Annotated in this window: 1 tRNA gene and 2 rRNA genes; all 3 read left to right on the forward strand. The window is 42.2% G+C overall.

Going from position 1 to position 924, the window contains the following annotated elements:
* Window positions 1–100: ribosomal RNA gene (locus DWB64_RS19095) — 16S ribosomal RNA — on the forward strand; the annotation flags it as partial.
* A 211-nt stretch (window positions 101–311) separates the two neighbouring features.
* A tRNA-Ala gene (locus tag DWB64_RS19100) sits at window positions 312–387 on the forward strand.
* Between the two features lie 420 nt (window positions 388–807).
* Window positions 808–924, forward strand: a 23S ribosomal RNA gene (locus DWB64_RS19105); the annotation flags it as partial.

The following is a 924-nucleotide window of genomic DNA, read 5'->3' on the forward strand; positions in this document are numbered from 1 at the left end:
CAACCCTTAGGGGAGGAAGCTGCCGAAGGTAAAACCAATGACTAGGGTGAAGTCGTAACAAGGTAGCCGTATCGGAAGGTGCGGCTGGATCACCTCCTTTCTAAGGAATCCAGTTAGGTACATTGTTCAGTTTTGATGGCTCATTTATGAGACATCATGGAGGACGATCGATAGATTGTTCGAATTGGGTTTTAAAACTCCATTCACTCCATGAACCATCACCAGAGTGTTCAGCTCTGAAAACATAATATGGAATACAATTGATGGATAAACGCAAATTATCAATAAATTCGATTGTCATTCGCTCTTTTGGGGGCATAGCTCAGTTGGGAGAGCACCTGCCTTGCACGCAGGGGGTCAAGAGTTCAAGTCTCTTTGTCTCCACCAAAATTTTGCTCTGCAAAATTAGACCGGAAATGATTCGTTTTTCAATCATGCAGGTCTAGCAGTGTGAAATAAATGAATAGTAATAGTTTAAGAGTGTATTCGACCGATCTTCGATCAGTCTCCAACAAAACGAACCTTCGGTTCCGATTGTTGGACGCAATCTTAAATAGCAAAGCTATTTAGTTTTGTACAATGAAAACTTCATATAATCACAAAAAAAGTTTTACTCATAAGTCTTCGCCGACGCTATGAGTAAACACGAATAACTGTTAGCAGTAACTGTTATTCAAACTTTTTAACGCAGCTAGTCGTTTCGATGACAAGGCGGCAAATCGATTGACGAAGGAGTGTACTAGTTATACTCGACTGAGGAAAGAGATGCGTAGGCGAAGTCAGCGGAAGGAATAGCAAGTTAAAAGAGGTCAAGATATTAAGAGCACAGGGTGAATGCCTTGGCACTGAGAGCCGATGAAGGACGTGGTAAGCTGCGAAAAGCTACGGGGAGTTGCAAGCAAACATTGATCCGTAGATGTCCGA

The sequence above is a fragment of the Fusibacter sp. A1 genome (assembly GCF_004125825.1).
Classification (GTDB): domain Bacteria; phylum Bacillota; class Clostridia; order Peptostreptococcales; family Acidaminobacteraceae; genus QQWI01.